Below are 19775 nucleotides of genomic sequence, written 5' to 3' on the forward strand. Positions count from 1 at the left end.
ACCATCAATGAAAGTGATACCGATTAGTGAAGCCAGCCCTTACAACCCACCACTGCATCACGCCATGGTGGCGCTGAAGTTGTGCGACGCTGCGCTCTGTGAGGCAAAACAATTCTGGTGTGGACTTTCACACTTCTTACCCGGCGGCGGTGCCGAGTGGGCCTATGACGACTCGCCCACAGAGAAGCTCTACGTCGTGCTGGAGGGAGCCATCACCATCCGAACCAAAGAGGAAACGCGTGTTGTCAGCAAAGGGGAAGCCGTTTTCCTCGCGCCGTTTGAGGGGCGTGAAGTGGTTAACCACACCAATTATCCGACCAGTATGCTGGTCATCGCCAGCAATACGTAACCTGTAAGGGATCATTATGGACACAACATGGGATAACAAAGTCAAAGCGCTGTTCAACCTTGAAGGCAAAGTTGCGGTTATCACCGGCGGTGCAGGCGCGCTCGGTGAAGGTGTCGCCCGCGGCCTGGCGAACTACGGCGTTAAAGTCGCGGTAACCGGCCGTACCATCGCCACCCTGGAAAAAACCGTTCAGCAGGTGCAGGAAGCGGGCGGCGAGGCCCTCGCTATCGCTGGCGACATGACCGACGAAGTGGCGGTTAAAGCCCTGGCCGATCAAGTGGTCGCAGTCTGGGGAAAAGTCGACTTTCTGATCAATATTGCCGGCATTGCTATCCGGCATCCAGCGGAGGCCTTTGACGTTAATGATTTCCGCAAAGTAATGGACGTCAACATCACTGGTACCTTTATTCCCTGCAAAGTATTTGGCCAACTGTTTATCCAGCAGGGATTCGGGAAAATCGTCAATACCTCATCGGTGCGCGCCTTTGCCGGACACCCCGGCGGCTACGCGGCTTACGGCACATCAAAAGGGGCAATCAATCTGTTAACCAAACAGCTGGCTACCGAATGGGCGAAATACAGCATCAACGTTAACGCCGTCGCACCGACCATTTTCTGGACGCCGCTGACCCAGGAAGTACTGGAAGACGAAAAGCTGAAAAAGATCTTCCTCGATCGCATCCCGATGGGCCGGGCTGCCGTTGTGGAAGATATGGTCGGCACTGTCGTATACCTCTGCTCACCTGCCGCAAATTTTATCACCGGCCAGGTCATTTACATCGACGGCGGCTGTACGGCGGGCTAAGGAGAGGGTGATGAACAATCCGGTCACACGCATCACGGTTCTCGGCGGCGGCCTGATGGGCAGCGGTATTGCGCAGATCTTTGCCGCCCGCGGTGTGGAAGTCACGATTTATGATATCGACGCGGGTGCCTGGACCGCACCGGACACCATTCGCATCAATCTGCAGCGTATGCAGGCGGACGAGGCCACCATCGAAGAAGTTGTCAGCCGCGTCGTTTTTTGCGACCGGCTGGCGGAGAGCGTTAAGGGGGCGCAAATCGTCTTTGAATGCGTACCTGAACAGCTGGCCCTTAAGCAGCGGCTGTTTTGCGAGCTGGACGCGCTTTGTCCACCAGAAACTATTCTCGCCTCCAATACGTCGGTCATCAGCATCAGCGAGATCGCCCGCGATGTGACCCACAAACAGCGCGTACTGGGCACCCATTTCTGGAATCCGGCCTTTCTGATCCCGCTGGTGGAGGTCATTCGCACGCGCTGGACCGACGATGTGCTATTCGAACGCACATTCGACATCCTCGCCTGGGCTGGGAAACGCCCGGTACGGGTCAACAAAGATGTGCCAGGTTTCCTGGTAAACCGCCTCCAGCACGCCCTGTGGCGCGAAGCGATTTACCTTGTGGAGCAGGGCATCGCCGACGCGCGCACCGTGGACGAAGGCATCCGCTACGGCTTTGGTATCCGGCTGCCGACCCTCGGCCCGCTGGAAAACGCCGATATGGTGGGGACGGACCTGACCCTGGCGATTCATGAATATATTTTCCCGCATCTTAATAACGCGACAACTCCTTCGCCGCTGCTGCGCCAGCTGGTGAGCGAAGGCAAGCTGGGCTTCAAATCCGGTAGCGGATTTCAGACCTGGAACGACGCATCAATTAACGAAAGCCGTGAGCGCCTCCTGAACTATCTGCAGCGCGTCACTCAGCAATCTGAGGAGTAACACTATGGGTAAGAAAGTTTTTGTCGATTTAACGCATCCATTTAGCGCCGACACTCCGCGCTGGCCCTACTTCGATAAGCCGCTGATCGACAGCGCGCATACCATGGCAAAAGGCGGCGTGTTAACCCAGCGTATTTCCTGCACCATGCACACCGGCACCCACTGCGATGCCCCGCGTCATGTGATGGAAACAGAGTTCGACGGTAAAAGAGCGCGCTATACGCATGAAATGCCGGTCGATGCTTATACCGGCGAGGCGATATGCCTGGAAATTAACGTCGGACGCTGGGAATTAATTCAGCCACATCATCTGGAAGATGCCTGTCTCCGTGCGAATATCAAACCGGAAGCGTTAGCGGGAATGGTGGTATGCCTGAATACCGGGATGCACCGTAAATTTGATGACTCAAAAGAGTATTATCACTACTCCTGCGGGACTGGCGTGGAAGCCGGAAAATGGTTTGTCAAAAATAAAGTTAAATGCGTCGCCATGGATATGCAGGCATTAGATCACCCGCTACATACTGCGATGGGGAATAACGGTGCCACACGTATGAATTTACTCGGCGCATCCGGACGCCCACTGACCGAAGAATATATTCAACAGTTCGGTGAAGAAGCCTATGCCGAATTTGATAAAGAGCTGTATATCAAACTTCACGGCCAGGCCGCCTATGATGAAAAGTTCGGCGATCTGGAGGCTATTGGCTGTTGGGGCACCTGGGAACCCTGCCATAAGCAGATGCTCGGCCACGGTATTGTCGGCGTTGAAAACCTCGGCGGCAATCTGGATAAAGTTTCCGGCAAGCGTTTTCGTTTCTTCTGTTTCCCGCTGCGCTGGTATTTAGGCGATGGCTCGATGGTGCGCTGCGTGGCGGAAATTGATGAAGATGATATGAATAATGTGCCGGAAAGAACCTATAGCTACGGAGGTTGCATTTAATAGAATTCCTCCTGAATTAATTTTTAATAAGTAACGTAGCTGACTCATTTGCTATTCAGCGAAAGGTAATCTGTGCCCGAAATAATAGTTTAATTCATTCCGGGCGCATAACACTTTTACGCCAAAATAATCTTATAGCGATATTTCTACATTATTAAATATCAATGCCGCTCTGCATCGGAGGAGCAACCACATGAGTACAAAAGATGTTGTCATTGTCAGCGCCGCCCGTACGCCCATCGGCTGCTTTGGCGGCGCGCTCAAGGATCTCTCAGCTATCCAACTTGGTGAATATGCAATCACCGCCGCTATCGCCCGCGCCGCTATCAAACCGGACGATGTTGACGAAGTCATCATGGGCAACGTACTGGGGGCCGGGCTGGGTCAGAACGTCGCTCGTCAGGTCGCTATCGCCGCCGGGATCCCGGTAGAAAAAAGCGCCTTTAACGTCAGCAAAGTATGCGGTTCCGGGCTCAAGGCGACCATTCTCGGTGCGCAGGCCATCGCGCTAGGCGATGCGGACATCGTGGTGGCCGGCGGGACGGAAAGCATGAGCAACGCCATGTACTTATCCGCCGCTGCCCGCTGGGGAAAGCGCATGGGCGACAGCGCGCTGATTGACAGCCTGATTAGCGACGGTCTGACCGACGCTTTCTCCGGCGAGCATATGGGGATCACCGCTGAAAACCTGGCACAAAAATACCAGCTCACCCGGGAAGCGCTGGACGCCTATGCGGCGGAAAGCCAGCAGCGCACTGAATGGGCGCAGAAAAACGGTCGTTTCGACAATGAAATTGTGCCGATAAAAATCGTCACGCGTAAAGAAGAGCGTTACGTCAAAGCCGATGAATTCCCCCGCCACGGCACCACGCGTGAAACCCTCGCCCGGCTACGTCCCGCTTTCCGGCCTGACGGTGTGGTCACAGCAGGGAACGCTTCTGGCATTAATGACGGCGCCGCCGCGCTAGTCCTGATGAGCCGTGAAAAAGCCGCCGCCCTCCAGCTTCAGCCGCTGGCAACGATCCGCGCCTGGGGCAGCGGCGGCGTCGATCCCAACATTATGGGCTACGGTCCAGTACCCGCAACGCGCAGGGCCCTATCCCGCGCGGGTTTACAGGTGAGTGACCTCGACGTCATCGAGGCCAACGAGGCTTTCGCCTCCCAGTGCCTGAGCGTCATGAAAGGGCTGGGGTTGGACCCACAAAAAACCAACGTCAACGGCGGCGCAATTGCCCTCGGTCACCCGATCGGCGCTTCCGGCGCACGCATTCTGGTCTCGCTGGTTCATGAAATGCAGCGTCGCCACGCTCGTTACGGTCTCGCTACGCTGTGCATTGGCGGCGGCATGGGATTAGCCATGGTGGTTGAAAAAGAATAAGGATCAAGGAGTTAATTATGTCCGTAGAAAACCGCGTTATCCTGACCGTCGCCTGTACCGGGGCCTGGCCGCAGAAAAGCGATACCCCGTATATTCCGCTTACCCCGAAGGACCAGGCTGATGAAATTGTCCGCTGCTGCGAGGCTGGAGCCTCCATTGCCCACATTCATGTGCGTGATGAGGAAAGTCAGGCGTCGATGGATTTCGATCAATTCGCCGAGACCGTGCGCCTGGTAAGGGCGCGCTGCGATATCGTCATTAATCTGACGACCTCCGGCGGACTTGGACTAAGTGACGACATTCGCATGAAGCCATTCCAGTTATTGCGGCCCGAAATGGCCTCTTTCGATGCCGGAACCATGAACTGGGCCCACTCAACCATATTCGAAAATAGCCCGCGCTTTCTGGAGAAACTCGCCGTCAGCATGAACGAGTGCCAGGTGAAGCCGGAGTTTGAAATCTTCGACGCCGGGATGATTTACAACGTCCTGTACTACATGAAGAAAGGACTGATCGAGGGGAATCCACACTTTCAGTTTGTCCTCGGTGCGCCGGGTGGAATGACGGCGGAAGTGCGTAACCTGATGTTCTTGCTCGATACCTGCAAACAGCATCTGGGCGATAATTTCACCTGGTCGGCTCTGGGCATTGGTCGCGGTCATCTGCCGGTTGTTCTCGCCGCGCTGGCGCTGGGGGGCAACGTTCGGGTTGGCATGGAAGACAACATTCTCTATCGCAAAGGTGAACTGGCGCAGTCCAATACCTGGTTCGTTGAGCGCGTTAAGCGGCTGGCTGCAGAAGTGGATAAAACCATCGCCACGCCGGATGAAACCCGCGCCATGCTTGGCCTGATACGCCAGCAGCCGGTTAGCGCCTGATTGCGATCCTGCTTACCAAAGGCCGATCGCCTCTCTTGACGTGCAGGCGATCGCTTTCGATCTCTATCTGAACGAGAACCCTTATATGAACATTTCGATTCCCCAGGAACAGCTGGCGGGGGAGACGCGGGTCGCCGCCACGCCCGCTACCGTTGAACAGCTGCTGAAGCTGGGCTTTACGGTCTCCATCGCCCACGGCGCGGGTGCAGCGGCAAATATTACTGATGATGCATGGCAGACCGCAGGTGCAACGCTGTGTTCGCAGAATGAGGTCTGGCAGAGCGATGTTATCCTGAAAGTGAATGCGCCTCTTGAGGATGAAATTCCTCTTTTGCAGCCGGGCAGCACGTTAATCAGCTTCATCTGGCCTGCACAGAACCCCGAGCTAATGACGAAACTCGCCGCCCGCGGCGTGACGGTCATGGCAATGGATGCTGTGCCGCGCATTTCTCGCGCCCAGTCGCTGGACGCCTTAAGCTCAATGGCTAATATCGCCGGATACAGGGCGGTGGTGGAAGCCGCCCACCATTTTGGTCGTTTCTTTACCGGACAGATCACCGCGGCCGGTAAAGTTCCCCCGGCGAAAGTGCTGGTGATTGGCGCAGGCGTTGCCGGGCTGGCGGCAATTGGCGCTGCCAGCAGCCTCGGCGCCATCGTGCGCGCCTTCGACACCCGCCCGGAAGTCAAAGAGCAGATCCAAAGCATGGGCGCGGAGTTTCTGGAACTCAATTTTGATGAACAGAGCGGCAGCGGAGATGGCTATGCCCGCCAGATGTCTGCCGAGTTTATTGAGGCGGAAATGGCGCTGTTCGCCGCTCAGGCCAGAGAGGTCGATATTATTATCACTACCGCGCTCATTCCCGGGAAGCCTGCGCCGCGGCTCATTACCCGCGAGATGGTCGCCAGCATGAAACCTGGCAGCGTTATCGTCGACCTGGCTGCCCAGACCGGCGGCAACTGTGAGCTGACGGTTCAGGGCAAATGCATCACCAGCGATGATGGCGTAAAGATCATCGGCTATACCGACCTGCCAGCCCGGCTGGCGGCCCAGTCATCCCAGCTTTACGGTACCAATCTGGTCAATCTGCTGAAGCTTTTGTGTAAAGAAAAAGACGGCAATATCGTCATCGATTTTGATGATGTCGTTATCCGTGGCGTTACCGTGGTTCGCGAGGGTGAAATCACCTGGCCCGCGCCGCCGATTCAGGTTTCGGCCCAGCCGCAGCAGCCTAAGCCCGTACCAACCGAGCAGGTGAAAAGCGTGCCCGCTTCACCGTGGCGTCCATACCTTTTTCTGGCGCTGGTTATTGTGCTCTTTGGCTGGCTTGCGCATTGCGCACCGACGGACTTTCTTGCCCATTTTACCGTCTTCGCTCTCTCCTGCGTGGTGGGCTATTACGTGGTGTGGAACGTCAATCACGCCCTGCACACGCCGTTGATGTCGGTCACCAATGCGGTTTCAGGGATCATCATTGTCGGTGCGGTCCTGCAAATCAGCCAGGGAGGCTGGATCTTTGCCCTGGCGATCGTCGCCGTTTTTATCGCCAGTATTAATATTTTCGGCGGTTTTTACGTCACCCGCCGCATGCTGAAAATGTTCCGCAGAAACTAAGGAGTCGTTATGTCTGAAGGTCTTGTTACTGCGGCTTACATTATTGCCGCGCTGTTGTTTATTTTTAGCCTGGCTGGCTTATCGAAGCACGAAACGTCGCGATCAGGGATCGTTTTCGGCATCGCCGGGATGACGATTGCGCTGGCGGCGACCATCCTCGGCCCCCAGGCGGCCAATCTTGCATGGATACTGGTCGCGATGATGGCTGGCGGCGGCATCGGTATCTTTCTCGCGCAGCGGGTTGAAATGACCGAAATGCCGGAGCTGGTGGCGATTCTGCACAGCTTTGTCGGCCTGGCGGCGGTACTGGTTGGGATCAATAGCTACCTTGGCCACGCGCCGCTCGACGATACGGCCATGACGGCTATTCACCTTGTAGAGGTCTTTCTGGGGATCTTCATCGGAGCCATCACCTTTACCGGTTCAGTGGTGGCGTTCGGTAAGCTACGCGGAATTTTCGCATCAAAACCGCTGATGTTGCCTGGCCGCCACGTTATGAACCTTGCGGCTCTGCTGGCCTCTTTGGCCTTAATGATGGTATTCGTGCGCAGCGATAGCCTGTTGTGGCAGAGTCTGGCATTAAGTGTGATGACGCTAATTGCGCTGGCGTTTGGCTGGCATCTTGTTGCTTCAATCGGCGGTGCAGATATGCCGGTGGTGGTCTCAATGCTCAACTCCTATTCCGGCTGGGCAGCGGCGGCGGCAGGTTTTATGCTCAGTAACGACCTGCTAATCGTGACCGGCGCGCTGGTTGGCTCTTCCGGGGCCATCCTTTCTTATATTATGTGTAAGGCCATGAATCGCGCGTTTATCAGCGTCATCGCCGGCGGCTTTGGCAGCGAGGGTACGGCATCTGACGCTAGCGCCCCGCAGGGCGAACATCGCGAATGCAGCGCTGCGGAGGTAGCGGAAGCGCTGAAATACGCCCGTTCAGTCATTATTACTCCCGGCTACGGCCTGGCGGTAGCCCAGGCGCAGTATCCGGTACAGGAATTGACCAGCCGGCTGATTGCGCTAGGCGTACAGGTACGATTCGGTATCCATCCAGTAGCCGGGCGTTTACCGGGACATATGAACGTGCTGCTGGCGGAAGCAAAAGTCTCCTACGATATCGTGCTGGAGATGGAAGAGATTAATGACGACTTCAGTGATACCGACGTGGTGCTTGTCATCGGCGCCAACGACACCGTCAACCCGGCCGCGCAGGAAGATCCCGGCAGCCCCATCGCGGGTATGCCGGTACTGGAGGTATGGAAAGCACAGCAGGTGGTGGTGTTCAAACGTTCGATGAATACGGGTTACGCAGGGGTACAGAACCCGCTGTTCTTCAAAGAAAACACCGCCATGCTGTTTGGTGATGCAAAAGCGAGCGTAGAGGCGATACTTGCTCAGCTCTAATTAATTATTAGCCGTACTGGATGCATTGCAGAGGGTGATGGAAAAGTCCATCGCCTCCTGAATTTTGTTCGAATCAGAATCAGGGGATGACATTGAGTCTCAACACTGTACGTCCGGCGCTGACAGTGATCTGACGCCTCGTAAAAAATCGTAAAAATAAGAAGCTCACCCCGCAGTAATAAACGTCAATGTGGCAGCCGTTCAATATAATAACGGATAGGGTGGGCTTCTGCTTTTCAGATTATGAGCTGAGAGCGCCGAGATTAAATTAAGTCTAATAAAAATATCGCGTGAATTGTTTTAGTGACCTGCTCTCGGTATGTGATCTATTCATGATCAGGAATAACCGGCTTCGTTCTGGCTGCATATTCTGACAACCGGCAGATTTTTCAGCAAATTCGGAAGGCGTCATCCAGCTCAGCGCAGAATGGGGGACGCGGATGATCGTGTACGCGCCAGGCCTTGATTTTGCTCCGCGCATCCTTCAGAGACATGAACCCGTACTCGTTCAGTCATTCCTGCCGCAAACTGCCGTCGAAGGACTCAACCGTAATTTCTTACGCCAGGCGTAAAAGGTAGAATCGAAAATACCCAGCCTGCGGCAGACATCCGGCACGGACTTAGCCGGTTCGGCCTGCTTCAGGGCAAAGGCAATCTGTTCTTCGGTATAACGGGTCTTTTTCATGGCGATGTGCCCCTTTTTGAGATGGAAGAAAGACCGGAGACTTCAGTTTATTCTGGTACTTTTTTCAGGGGGGAGGTCATTTGAGCGCTATCCTCAAAGCACGTGCCCGCGAACAAAAAGCTACGTTCAAGTCAAAAAAACGGCGCTGGCGCGTGAAATAGCACTGCCATGAAGTAAGGGCGTGAACGTGTGAGGCCGTTATACCTTTTCATGGATTTCGCGAAGGGCCGGGCAATTTCGTCGATTTTCCATTTAGCGAAATAATCAGGCTTTAAGTGGCTCAGAAACCCTAATCATCACCCTAACGTGCAGCGTGAGCCACTATTCAAACTGCTAAGGCACAGAAAACCAGATGCATACTTTTCTATCACTTGTCTTACCGCTGGCGCTTATCATTTTGCTGATAAAGTATTTTTTTCTGCCGATGTTCAAACGAGACGATTTCTTTGCTGCTAAGGGCGAGTTGAAGAAAATTTCTATTGATACACCGCTGCTTAACCGTCTTGGAATGAACACGGAGGATTACTATTACGACGCAGATTTTCTCTACCAAAAGCGTAAGGAAGACATGCTTAATAAAATCGCGCTGGGCCAAATCATTCAGGTCAGATCGACCGGAACGCAGATTAGCAATCGCCGCGTCTGGCAGGTTCGTTATCTCACAGGTGTCTCACGGACAGAAAAAACAGTCAGTATTCTGAATAACTACTCGCTATTTAATCAGGATTTTGCCGGTTTTCTTTCAGCCGTTCGGGCGGCCAATCCCGAGGCTGAAGTAGAAAAAATGACAATCTGGCGCATATAAACCTTTGGAGGCCGGTGCTGAAATGAGTCCTGAACTGAGCCACGATGGGCGCAAATCATGGTTTCCCGAGGTCGGTTAGGAATCGTTCAAACAACTCTATGCTGGCAGAGGAGTAACAGCTGTATTATGAAATGCATTGGGGCCCCGTTCCTTCATAAAGGACTATCACCAATGCTGATAACTGAATCAAAAAATACAAATATTCATTTAAAAAATATGGAGGCATATTTTATGGCGAACATAACATAACGACAGGGAATGAATATGAACGCCAGAGTAATAAATATGACAGGATCTACCCCTGTATTAACCAGGCTTAAATACCTTCGAGAGAGAAAATTCTTTTCTTTTCATGCACTCCCTATATCAAGCTATGGAAACAGTGACATTATAGGCGGGTCGAATAGTGAATTAACTGAGCATATTGAAAGTTCAGTGACGGGAGAACTCTTTGATAGTTTCTTTTTTCCGTCTGGAATTATCTCAGAGTCGCAAAAACTGACTGCAGGGCTATATAATGCTGATCATTCATTTTATATCACAGGTGGAACCAGTACAGCTAATCAAATAGCGATTTCCGCGCTATATGAAAAAGGAGAAAGAATTCTCGTTGACAAAAATTGCCACCAGTCGGTGCATTTCCACACCAGATCAATCGGTGCCGAAATTCATTATATCTGTCCGGACCTGCGTACTGAATATGAAGAAATGAGCGCGTGGTCATACGAACATCTGGAACGGACTCTTCTGACCCTTCAGGAGAGTGGTAGAGCCTGTGATATGGTTATCCTCACTGCACAATCGTATGAAGGGGTAATCTACGATATTCCTGGTGTTTTGGCGCGACTTCTGGCGGCAGGCATTACTACGCGTAAATTCTTTATTGATGAAGCCTGGGGAAGTCTGAATTATTTCAGTGAAGATATTCGTCCTTTTACAGCAATGAATATCGACTCATTACGCCAGAAGTATCCAGATCTTGAGGTCATCTGTACCCACTCCGCGCACAAATCTCTATTTTGTCTTCGCCAGGCATCTCTCATCCATTGTCGTGGGACCGACAACCTCGCGGAAAGAGTTGAAACCGCTAAATACCGCATTCATACCACTTCACCGAGCTACCCGATTATCGCCTCACTTGATAACGCACAGGCTATTATGAGCGAACACGGCAATGCCCTCGCTATGCACTCGCGCAGTCTGGTCGATAGATTTGTTAACGGCATATCCTCCCTAAAAAATCTGGGATCTGAAGCTGTCAGTCGACAAATTTTCAATTCACACTGGCATGTTCATTATGATCCTACAAAAGTAATACTTGATGTGTCATCAATTGGAACCGGCGCAGAGATAAAACAGCGGCTGTGCGAAGAAAACATTTACGTAAAAAGAGTGATTAATAACTTTCTTCTCTTCAATTTCCACATCGGTATCAATGAGCAAGCAGTTTCAGCACTCCTCTCTGCGCTAGATAAGATCTGTCAGGAAAAAATGGTTCAACCTGATTCAGAAAATGAAATTTCAGACAAGTTTATTATCCCTTATCCTCCGGGTGTTCCACTTGTTTTTCCTGGGGAAATTATCGACGAATTGATAAAAAGTAAAATAGAAAAATATCGCAAAAATGGATTTATTATCATCGCAGCCTGAATTTTAAACCTTACTTCTACCGGGTATTTATAATGATTACACTGAGCCGAATGAATGAAATTGCCGCCTTGCGCGGTAACAACATGTGTATCGCCGACAATAAAAATAATTACACATGGAATGATATTATACAACAGACCGAATCCCGCGTGATTTTTCTTAGGCGCAGTTTTAGTGCAGAACAGCTCCGCTCGGTTTGTTACCTGTCGAAAAATAACGCGGAACTCATTAGCTGGCTGGCCGCTTTCGCCACGTTGGGTATTCCAGCCAACGGGCTGGATTATTCGCTTCCGACAGTGACACTCCGCAAACTGATTAAACAAATTAGCCCCGGTTTGTTACTGGTTTCGTTCAGCCTCTACGAACCTGAAGAACTCAGTAACCTAAATATTGCTGGAACCAGCATGCTGGGTGTTAATTCCCCAATTGATCCCGTAATCGAAAGTATCGGCGAATTGCATCATCCTGAACTCAGTAGCCTGCTTTCCGTACCGAATGTGTCATCGTTCCGGGCAGTTGCACTGACTTCCGGGACGAGCGCGCTACCTAAGATAGCTCTACGCTACCGCTCTTTTGACGCCCGCCGCTTCGCGTGGTTTACCGATCGATTTGGCTTCAGTGACTCGGATGGATTCATGCTCATTTTGCCTCTTTATCACGCAGCTGGTAACGGATGGGCACGCATGTTTATGGGGCTTGGTGCTCCTCTGTATTTGGTCGACCAGGACGATGAGAGAGCCCTTATACAAACACTCTCAGGAGAGGACGTCCGGGCAACGGTAATGACACCTAATCTGGTTACCAGGATGATAACTATCTGTAAAGATACCGCTTTGCCACATCATTTGCGCTGGGTGCTTGTTGGAGGCTGCTATTTTCCGGTGAAAACCAAACTTGCCGCACGTGCTGCCTTTGGTGATATTTTTTGTGAGTATTACGGATGTACTGAAACGGGAGTGAATGTGCTGTCAGATCCTGACGACATGCTGGAGTGTCCTGCGAGCGTGGGGCGCCCTTATGACGGTAACCAGGTCAGGATTCTCGATAGAAACAATAAACCACTTAGTGCGGGAGAAACAGGAAGAGTGGCTATCTCAAGCTATATGCTTATGGATGAGTACCACGACGGAAGTAAACCGTTCATCGTGCTTGAGGGGGAACACTACTTTTTGATGGCTGACTACGGCTATCTGGATGATAGCGGCAGGCTATTCCTGATGAATCGAAACGGTGAAACTTATAATAAACATGATGTTTACCGCATTGAGGAAAAAATTCGTGCTCTGCCATGTATTAAAGATGTCGCCTTAATCGCGATCCAACGTGAGGGGGTAAATCACCTCAAATGTATTTTTAGCACTGATCAGAATGGCAAAGAAAAGTTTATTCGCCTGTTTGAAAAAATCAATGAGGAGGCAGGAAAAACAGGGGCCATTAATTTTTCAGCTCACTATGTTGATGAAATTCCTTACAGCCCAAGCGGAAAAGTGCGTTTTAGTGAAATCATACGTATTCTCGATGCGGCATAAATGAGCAGTATCAGAATTTCTGATACCTAAATAAAAACTCGCGAATAGTTAATAACTGGCGAATATGAAAATATAAAAAACAACTCCTGCCAAACTTTTCTTAATACATGATGAAGGTGAATAAATGAATAACTATATCAAAGGGCTGCTCTGCTGCCTTCTGGCCACGGTTTCATGGGGCGCTATGTTTCCTGTAATGACACAAGCTCTAACCAGAATCGATCCGTTTAATTTCACTACGCTCCGTTATGGCATTGCAGGTATTGCTTTCGCGTTACTGCTGCTATTTCGTGAAGGACATTCAGCTTTTACGCTGAAGGACGAAAAATGGGGACTGGCCTGGCTTTTCGGAACACTGGGATTTGCCGGATTCGGTTTTCTGGTGTTCCTGGGCCAGCATCTCGCAGGGCCAACGGGTGCGCTGACTGCATCTATTATGATGGCGACGATGCCAATGCTGGGGCTCCTCACTATCTGGGCACTGAAAAAGGTTCGTCCCCGGGCCAGCACCTTTGGATTTATCCTGCTGTCCTTTAGCGGCGTGTTGCTGGTCATCACTAACGGTAATGTCTCAGCAGTCCTGAACTCGCCGATGAGCCTGACTGCTAATCTGCTGCTGATTGCGGGTGCGCTTTGCTGGGTCTTGTATACCCTCGGCGGGAGCTACTTTCCAGGCTGGAGTCCGCTGCGTTATACCACGATAACGACGCTGCTGGGTATGACCAGCGTCATGGGCACGGATGTGCTGCTGATGGCCACGGGTAAGATTGCTGTACCCGACGCCTCTGCAATCATCTTCGTGATTCCGCACCTGATTTACATGGCACTCGTCGCAGGTCTTATGGCGGTTCTGTGCTGGAATATCGGTAACCGGATTATCACACCTACCAATGGCGTGCTCTTTATGGATGTCGTCCCCGTCACCGCCTTTCTTGTATCAGCACTGAACGGCGTGCTACCGACGCACATGCAGATTATCGGTGCCGCCATCACGGCCACGGCGTTGGTGCTTAACAACCTTAACCAGCGCAAAATGGCACGTCAGGCCGTAAACAACACGATTCTGAAAACGTCTACCGCCCGTCGTTGAGGTTCAGGCTCCCCTCTCTGGAGGAGGGGAGTTTTACTACATCACGATGCCACCTGCCAAATATCTCTCACCGTCTCGATCAGCGCGGCAACGACTGGGGACGTTTCTTTTTCACGGTCCCAGACAAAACACAGTTGGCTCACTGTTTTCTCGCCGGGCCAGATATACAACTCACCACTATCCTGAAGCGCCAGAGCAATATCCTCACGCATAAGCGTGATCCCGACTTCCATGCCGACAAGTTCCGCTAGCGTTTTTTCCTGATCGGCGATAATGGCTGGCCGTACCTCAATGCCATGCTTATGGAGAAAATCCCGAGCTATTGAACTAAAAGAACATTTTTCAGGCGTGGCAATCCAGGGAAACGCCCTAAGCTCATCCCAGCCAGCAGTCTCCAGTTGCGTTTTCCAGGCGCGGGGGCCAACAATACATAGCGTAATAGGAGAAACCACAATCGTGCCTAATCGCTCTTCATGTACTTTGCCGATGATGAAACCCGCGTCCAGTTCACCGGCGAGCAGGCTATCAATGATAAGGCCGGATATATTCTGACGAATTGTCAGACTGACGTTATGATGCCGCTGACGCAATTGGGTCAAAACCTGCGGCAGGTTCAGGATAACGGGAACTGAAATAGTGCCGAGCGCACAAGTACCAATAGCATTCAGCGACCGGGCCTTACTGACAAATTTACTGGCAGCATCAAGCGCGAGGCGGGCTTCATCACGCATGATTAAACCGGGTGCGGTTAGCTCCATACCACGAGGGGTGCGTTTAAACAGTCGAACATTAAATTCCGTTTCAAGTGATTTTATGTGAGCACTCACCGCTGGCTGGCTGAGAAAAAGTAGACTGGCCGCTCTTGTAAGGCTTGCTGTTTCTGCGACGGTCACAAAGGTCCTGAGTTGGTTTAAATCCATTCCGCTTTCCGCCTGTTATGGTTAGATGATTCATCAGTTTGTGCGACTGGGATAATTTACATTAGAAATTGTTACTTTACGTTAAAATAAGATCGACTCTTCAGCACGCTCATAATGATGACGTTCGGGTCTGTTACCGCTTTTATTTGGAAATAAAATTAATAAGATACCAGGATTGATCTTGGCGGTGAAAAATACTCTTTTTTTGTATTAATAAGAAAGAGTTGTCTGGTTTGGTGTAGGAAAAGAGATATTAAAAAATAGTGTAAATTTTCTATGGGAAATCTTTGCGTGTAGGCTGGCAGGAAAAATTAGCAGGTTTCTTTTTAACAGGATGCGTTTTGATGAAGTTACTACGTTCTATCGTCTCGGTAAAAACATAATGTCACAGGCAGTCAGTTCGCTTTCTTTGATGTATTAGTCCGGCGAGTCATAAGGTGTTGACAGTGTTGCGGATACCGTAACGCTTCCCTGACCTCAACGGGAGCATAGGTTCACAACTTTTAGCATTTTAACCTTTATAATCAGAGGCTTGACAAAAAATAATATTTTCAGTTGTTCTTGAGTGATTAATTATAGTGCTTATCCTCGAAAAACCTCTCGTGAATGCCAGCCCACAAAATTGTCTGACGGATAATGCTGACTGACCTGCGGCAATGTAATCTGCTTGCCTGAAAAGTCCCAGAACAGGCGATCAACAATGCCACCGCCGTTTACACCGTTAGAAACAACTACGCACATATTTTCATCCAGCCCAATCGATCCTTTATCAAAGGCTTTATGATGAATAGCGCACAGTGCCAAACCATTCGTGATGTCACAGGGACCACCGTACTGTTTCCATTTGATGTGCGCGGCTTCCACCGCCACCAAAGCGTTGTCGTGACGCATATTGAATCCACATATCGCACACTGATAGTGATAAGCACGTAGCACCAACTGTCGAAAATGGGGATCGCGTTGCTTTCGCATCTCGCTGATGCCAAAACCCAGTTCGTCTGCCAGCTCTTCCTGAATGCTTTCGGGAAAATGCGCTTCAAGAATTTGCTGTGCCAGGCTATCAATTAACCTGCTGTCTCTTTTGACGAGTTCGTAATGTGCAACATCGAAGCCGCCTGCGACCTCATACCTTTCGAGTTCACCGGCCGGAGGTTGCCTACTGCCAGTTGATGAGCAATGTTCTGCATTAAGTAATTCCCAAAACCCGTCACCTTTTAAACGCCAGAAGGGCATATCAGGTCGATATTCACGACGTTGTGGACCATAGCGTTCCAGCAGTGCGTGAAGGACAGGCTGAATTTCAGATGCATAGTCAAATAACCGGGCATGCCCATTGCGATACTGCGACAGTGCATAAAGCACAAGCAGTGGTTTATGCGGCGCGCGCTGTTCGCCTTTACGCCAGACAGTGATTTCAGAGAGCAATTTTTGCAGGCTTTTAGCTGATGTCATGACGCAAAGTGATAAGAAAATAATTGCGATAATGCTCGCAAATTCGCGAATGATCAATCGATTAGCTATCAGAAATGCAATTAAGAAAAAAGGCATTCTTAGATAGTGAAAATGAAGCCGCCAGGTAAGATTGCCATTGCCTTAAATTGAATCTGTGGGAACATTCAGTGAAGCAAATACAGCCCTTATCAGGGCTTCACTTAATACAGCGACACCAAAAAACCCACCGCCACCAACGCATAAAACCCCGCACAGATCAGATCACAGCACCGTGCCCGATTGAGGTCTTTCTCTGCGGTTTGCGAGGCCAAAATCAGCGCATACAGGCTAAATATCATCGCGCCGGTCAGTGCACAGGTTGCACCAAAACATCGTACTGCCACTGCGCCGCGGGTCAGCCCATTCGGGGGAGGGAGCCGTTACCGCTGACCATGCCGTCAGCGGGGTGCAGAATGAAAGTGATCACTGCCGGGCGCGAATACGCTTGTCATCGGCAGTGTTTTTACATTCAGACTTTGAATGTCTCTACGGCGAGACGCAACGTCTGAGCCTGTTCAGAAAGCGACTGTGAGGCGGCTGACGACTCTTCAACCAATGCAGAGTTGTTCTGCGTTACACCATCCATCTGGCTTACCGCCACGCTCACCTGAGAGATCCCCTGCATCTGCTCAGCGGATGACAGGGCGATGGTATCCATTGATGTGGCCAGTTCGTCAACCAGATCGATCACTTTAAGAATATTTTGGCCTGTTTCATTCGCCACCGTGACGCCAGATTCCACCTGACCCACCGCCTGCTCAATAAGTGATTTAATGTCTTTTGCCGCTGTGGCGCTTCGCTGTGCCAACGTCCTGACTTCCGCTGCCACCACGGCAAATCCACGCCCGCTTTCACCCGCGCGTGCCGCTTCTACTGCCGCGTTAAGCGCCAGAATATTCGTCTGAAATGCAATACTTTCGATGACAGAGGTAATGTCTCTGACCTTAGACGCGCTTTGTGAAATTTCGCCCATGGTGCCAGACATACGGCGGACATCGTTTTCACCATTTTTTACGTGTAAAGCCGTATCCCTCGCGGCGTTGGCCGTCTGTCTGGCCATGGCGCTGTTACTCTGCACGGTGGCCGTCAGCTGTTCCATACTTGCCGCTGTCTGCTGGAGTGCTGCTGCCTGCTCTTCAGTGCGGGAAGCCAGTTCGTTGTTACCCTGTGAGATTTCGTTTGCTGAAAGTGCAACGGAAGCCGAGCCAGATTTAATGTCGGATACCACCCCGCGGAGCCGCGACTGCATACTGGACAAAGAGGCCATCAGGCTACGTGTGTCATTTTTGCGTAGCTGAACGGCTGAGGTTAAATCTCCCTGAGAAATTGCATAGGCAAGGCGCTGTGCGGTAGCGGGTTCACCACCGAGTTCACTCATCAGCTTACGAATCAAATAGATGCCCGTGGACAGGCCAAAAATGACCGCGACAGCGAGCAGTACCAGTAAAATGACGTAAGCCTGTTCCGTCGTTTTACTGTTTGCACTGACGGCGTCATCAGACCGCTGAGTGAGCACCTGACCCATCGCCGTCAGTCCGTCAATCAGGGGATTTTGGGCGGGCCTGACGGTATCCAAAAGAAACTTCACGGTCGCGGCGTTGTTTTTTCCCAGTGCGAGTGGAACCGTATTACTGAATGATTCCAGTGCTTCTTTTTCACTGTTTTTAATCGCGTCGAACGCTTTTTTTTCCTCATTGCTGCCAGACTGATCAATCATCTGCCCCAGTTGAGTGCTGCTGTCGACAAAGCGGGTCTTTAATTTTCCAAGCCGCGCGGATTGCTCCTCGATGCCTTTTTCATCGGTAAATAACGACAGATTCCTGACTGTAATGGCCATGTCGCGCTGGATAAGCGTCAGGTCTGTTATTAGTTTCGTTTTTTTCATATCTCCCTGAACGATGGATTCAAGGGCGTTTTTGGACTGATACAAAGAATGAATGGCAACCACTATGCACAGGGAAAAGAAGACGATTAACGTACCAAAACCCGAGCCGAGCCGTGTTGAGATTTTCATAAATCTTTCCTGAAGAAGGGAGGGGAGACGACGATCTTTCGGCGCAGACCCGGCAATCTTTATCCCGGCCGTGATAATTAAAATGTAAGCAATCACGACATAAACTTTTACAGGAAAAATCCCTCTCGCGAGTCTGTTAATATTTCTTATCTATAGGTTTTTTTATGGCCTGGCCTGCAGTAGAAATGGCAGATTGTGAGTGGAAACCGCGTCGCGCTGGCATCTTGTTGAGCGTTCTTTGGGGACGGGCTCAGTGCCGGTCATGAGGTGAGCCAGTTGCGATAAGGGCTGTCAGGACATAAGCCATGGGTAGCAATGAAACTATGCGGTTAGCGGGCATCGCGTTAATGGTTGCGATAACCTGCTGGCAGAACGCGTTTTCCAACGGCTGAACCGCGAGCGGTGCTAAATCAGAGATCGTCATCTTTTCTGAAGTTCAGGATGAGTGCAGCCAGCGTCATGCCATTTTCAAGTCGTATCCTCAGGTTGTTATCTGCGAAGCTGACGCGCCAGGCAGATCGAATAACCGCCTGTGAAAGGGGCTTTTTTAACCCAGCGACAGCAAAAACCCCACCGCTACCAACGCATAAAACCCCGCACAGATCAGATCGAAACTGCGCCGTGCCCGATTGAGATACGTCTCCGCTATTTGCGAAGCAAAAATCAGCGCATACAGGCTAAATATCATCACGCCGGTCAGTGCGCAGGTAGCAACCAGAACATAGATCTGCCACTGTGGCGCAGAGTTCGTCAGGCCCACGCTGGTCACGGTGAACCAGGTTAACGCGGCTTTGGGATTGGTCAGGTGCAATCCCAGCCCTTGCAGATAGTAGCCGCGTAAACGCGCGTGAGCCTGGGCTGGTCGTGCCGAAAGTTCTCCAGGGCGAAAGGCACTGCGCAGCGCTTTCGAGGCCAGCCAGAGCAGATAAGCCGCGCCGAGCAGTTTTAACCAGACGATAAAACCGTTGGAAGAAACCAAAATCGCGGACACGCCAAAGGCGGTCAACAGGCCCCAACAAATCGAACCTGAAATCACACCGGTGGCCAGCACCAGACCAGCTTTACGACCATAGTTCATCGCCGCATTGGCAATGGAAAGATTGCCCGGGCCAGGCGATGCCGTCCCTATGCTGTAAACCAGTAATGCTGCAAAGAATGAAGACATATCCCACATCTATCCAACCCCGACAGAAAGCATAAGCATGTATTAACATAATTTTAAAAAACATACATAACGGCTTGTATTGGATGGACGTGCACAGCAATGCTCGACCCCACGTGATTAACGCTG

16 protein-coding genes and 1 pseudogene are annotated in these 19775 nt (G+C 51.2%); 12 read left to right on the top strand and 5 right to left on the bottom strand.

All coding sequences use genetic code 11. The features are described 5' to 3' along the window. The first annotated feature begins 7 nt into the window (after nt 1-7). From DFO57_RS08075 to pntB, 8 genes are all read left to right on the top strand, one after another. Nucleotides 8-349 carry a cupin domain-containing protein gene (locus DFO57_RS08075; protein WP_064373138.1) on the top strand — a complete coding sequence of 114 codons (342 nt, stop codon included), beginning with the start codon at nt 8-10 and terminating at the stop codon, nt 347-349. A gap of 16 nt (nt 350-365) precedes the next feature. After that, a complete protein-coding gene (locus DFO57_RS08080; protein WP_024472346.1) occupies nt 366-1154 on the top strand; it encodes an SDR family NAD(P)-dependent oxidoreductase in 789 nt (262 codons plus the stop codon). 10 nt (nt 1155-1164) lie between these two features. Beyond that, the gene (locus DFO57_RS08085) at nt 1165-2091 is read left to right on the top strand and encodes a 3-hydroxyacyl-CoA dehydrogenase family protein (RefSeq protein ID WP_110015254.1); all 927 of its coding nucleotides are present in this window, start codon (nt 1165-1167) and stop codon (nt 2089-2091) included. 4 nt (nt 2092-2095) lie between these two features. Then, nucleotides 2096-3034: a cyclase family protein gene (locus DFO57_RS08090; RefSeq protein ID WP_024472344.1), complete on the top strand. Its 939-nt coding sequence runs from the start codon at nt 2096-2098 to the stop codon at nt 3032-3034. A gap of 193 nt (nt 3035-3227) precedes the next feature. Next, the gene (locus tag DFO57_RS08095; protein WP_024472343.1) at nt 3228-4412 is read left to right on the top strand and encodes an acetyl-CoA C-acetyltransferase; all 1185 of its coding nucleotides are present in this window, start codon (nt 3228-3230) and stop codon (nt 4410-4412) included. 17 nt (nt 4413-4429) lie between these two features. Beyond that, the gene (locus DFO57_RS08100; protein ID WP_174261189.1) at nt 4430-5290 is read left to right on the top strand and encodes a 3-keto-5-aminohexanoate cleavage protein; all 861 of its coding nucleotides are present in this window, start codon (nt 4430-4432) and stop codon (nt 5288-5290) included. A gap of 85 nt (nt 5291-5375) precedes the next feature. Then, a complete protein-coding gene (gene pntA, locus DFO57_RS08105; RefSeq protein ID WP_064374268.1) occupies nt 5376-6902 on the top strand; it encodes a Re/Si-specific NAD(P)(+) transhydrogenase subunit alpha in 1527 nt (508 codons plus the stop codon). A 9-nt stretch (nt 6903-6911) separates the two neighbouring features. Beyond that, entirely contained in the window at nt 6912-8300 is a 1389-nt protein-coding gene (gene pntB, locus DFO57_RS08110) for a Re/Si-specific NAD(P)(+) transhydrogenase subunit beta (RefSeq protein ID WP_110015255.1), read from the top strand. 553 nt (nt 8301-8853) lie between these two features. On the opposite strand, the pseudogene DFO57_RS08115 reads toward pntB, so the two are convergent. Then, a pseudogene (locus tag DFO57_RS08115) lies at nt 8854-8985 on the bottom strand (transposase); the annotation flags it as partial. Between the two features lie 352 nt (nt 8986-9337). Between DFO57_RS08115 and DFO57_RS08120 the strand changes: the two are divergent. From DFO57_RS08120 to DFO57_RS08135, 4 genes are all read left to right on the top strand, one after another. Then, complete coding sequence (locus tag DFO57_RS08120) at nt 9338-9790, top strand: hypothetical protein (RefSeq protein ID WP_029568412.1); 453 nt, start codon at nt 9338-9340, stop codon at nt 9788-9790. Between the two features lie 264 nt (nt 9791-10054). Next, on the top strand, nt 10055-11440 hold the full coding sequence (locus tag DFO57_RS08125; protein WP_110015256.1) for a lysine decarboxylase: 1386 nt from the start codon (nt 10055-10057) through the stop codon (nt 11438-11440). 32 nt (nt 11441-11472) lie between these two features. Next, nucleotides 11473-12969, top strand: a complete 1497-nt coding sequence (locus DFO57_RS08130; RefSeq protein ID WP_110015257.1) for a class I adenylate-forming enzyme family protein — start codon at nt 11473-11475, stop codon at nt 12967-12969. A gap of 124 nt (nt 12970-13093) precedes the next feature. Further along, nucleotides 13094-14059, top strand: coding sequence for a DMT family transporter (locus DFO57_RS08135; protein WP_029568415.1), 966 nt, complete (start codon nt 13094-13096; stop codon nt 14057-14059). Between the two features lie 41 nt (nt 14060-14100). On the opposite strand, the gene DFO57_RS08140 is transcribed toward DFO57_RS08135, so the two are convergent. The 4 genes from DFO57_RS08140 to DFO57_RS08160 form a co-directional block, all read right to left on the bottom strand. Beyond that, nucleotides 14101-14979, bottom strand: coding sequence for a LysR family transcriptional regulator (locus DFO57_RS08140; protein WP_014595221.1), 879 nt, complete (start codon nt 14977-14979; stop codon nt 14101-14103). Between the two features lie 582 nt (nt 14980-15561). Next, a complete protein-coding gene (locus tag DFO57_RS08145) occupies nt 15562-16431 on the bottom strand; it encodes a phosphorothioated DNA-binding restriction endonuclease (protein ID WP_015701045.1) in 870 nt (289 codons plus the stop codon). A gap of 508 nt (nt 16432-16939) precedes the next feature. Continuing rightward, on the bottom strand, nt 16940-18484 hold the full coding sequence (locus DFO57_RS08155) for a methyl-accepting chemotaxis protein (RefSeq protein ID WP_014595223.1): 1545 nt from the start codon (nt 18482-18484) through the stop codon (nt 16940-16942). 547 nt (nt 18485-19031) lie between these two features. Further along, nucleotides 19032-19658: a LysE family translocator gene (locus DFO57_RS08160; protein WP_028716008.1), complete on the bottom strand. Its 627-nt coding sequence runs from the start codon at nt 19656-19658 to the stop codon at nt 19032-19034. Nucleotides 19659-19775: the final 117 nt, after the last annotated feature.

Source organism: Pantoea sp. AG702 (assembly GCF_003182295.1).
GTDB classification, from domain to species: domain Bacteria; phylum Pseudomonadota; class Gammaproteobacteria; order Enterobacterales; family Enterobacteriaceae; genus Pantoea; species Pantoea ananatis.